Source organism: Nocardia concava NBRC 100430 (genome assembly GCF_000308815.1).
GTDB lineage: Bacteria > Actinomycetota > Actinomycetes > Mycobacteriales > Mycobacteriaceae > Nocardia > Nocardia concava.
This window is the reverse complement of sequence record NZ_BAFX01000140.1, coordinates 1-1,238: the sequence shown is the minus strand read 5'-3', so window position 1 is coordinate 1,238 and position 1,238 is coordinate 1. Positions and strand designations below refer to the sequence as shown.

The window sequence follows — 1,238 nt, the reverse complement described above, 5'->3', positions numbered from 1 at the left end:
GCCCGCCACCGCGCAGGCGCTGGCGACCGTGGTACTGCGCGGCCTGGAATGCGGCGCCTTCGATCCCGCCGATGTCACCGCCATCGCCCCCAAAGCCTCTGTCGACGTACTGCATCAACTGCGAGAAAGGAAGATTCCGGCGCTATGAGCGACGACTTCACGCTGCTTCCGGACCTGGCCGTGCGCACCCTGGGTGGCGCCGTGCTGTGGGCCAATGACGAGTCCTTCGCCGAGCGGGAGAACCTGATCCGCCCGCAGGCGGCGACCTACTCCCCCGCCACCTTCGGCCACAAGGGCCAGGTGTACGACGGCTGGGAGACCCGCCGTCGTCGCGGTGAGAACGGCGATCACCCGGCCGGGGACGACCACGATTCGGCCATCATCCGCCTGGGCGTGCCCGGTGTGATCAAGGGCGTGGTCGTGGACACCGCCTGGTTCAAGGGCAACTACCCGCCCGAGGTCTCGGTGGAAGCCATTGCGGTGGAAGGCCATCCGTCGACCGAGGAGCTGGTCGCCGCCGAGGGCTGGACCACCATCGTCGAGCGCGCCAAGGTCAACGGCGACTCGAAGAACCCGTTCGCGGTGGACTCGCCCAAGCGCTGGACCCACGTGCGGCTGCGCATGTTCCCGGACGGCGGCGTCGCCCGGCTGCGCGTGCACGGCATCGCCAAGCCGGATCTGGCGTGGCTGGAGTCGGGCCCGTTCGATCTGGCCGCGATCGAGAACGGCGGCCTGGTCGCCGACTGCTCGAACATCTTCTTCTCGCACCCGCAGAACATTCTGATGCCGGGCCGCGCGGCCAGCATGGGTGACGGCTGGGAGACCGCGCGCGGTCGCGACAAGTCCGTGAACGACTGGGTGCTGGTGCAGCTGGCCGCCGAGGGCGTCGTCACCGCCGCGGAGATCGACACCTCGTACTTCCTGTTCAACGCCCCGGGCGCGGGATCGCTCACCGGTATCCGCGCCGACGGCTCCGAGGTGGAGCTGCTGCCGCGCACCCGCCTGCAGCCCGACACCCGCCACCGCTTCCTGATCGACGCCGCCGAGGCGGTCGTGCGGGTGCGCTTCGACGCCTTCCCCGATGGCGGCATGGCGCGGCTGCGGCTGTTCGGCACCCTGACCGACGAAGCTCGGGCGCAGCTGCGTTCCGAGCTGGAAAATGAACTGGCATGAGCGATTTCGACCTGAACTACCCGCGGGACATGGTGGGCTACGGCCCCAACCCACCGCATCCCCAC

The 1,238-nt window shown here is 69.5% G+C and carries 2 protein-coding genes; both read left to right on the top strand.

All coding sequences use genetic code 11. The annotated features are described in order from the left end of the window. The coding region (locus tag ON43_RS46485) for a DUF6986 family protein (protein WP_444543746.1) at window positions 1-148 on the top strand (148 nt) is incomplete at its 5' end. Continuing rightward, window positions 145-1,173, top strand: a complete 1,029-nt coding sequence (gene alc, locus ON43_RS32930; protein WP_040813804.1) for an allantoicase — start codon at window positions 145-147, stop codon at window positions 1,171-1,173. The genes ON43_RS46485 and alc, both read left to right, overlap by 4 nt. Window positions 1,174-1,238 lie beyond the last annotated feature (65 nt).

What these genes read in the sequence shown, in the direction of transcription:
- alc (WP_040813804.1), top strand. Translation starts at nt 145, where the DNA reads ATGAGCGACGACTTCACGCTGCTTCCGGACCTGGCCGTGCGCACCCTG.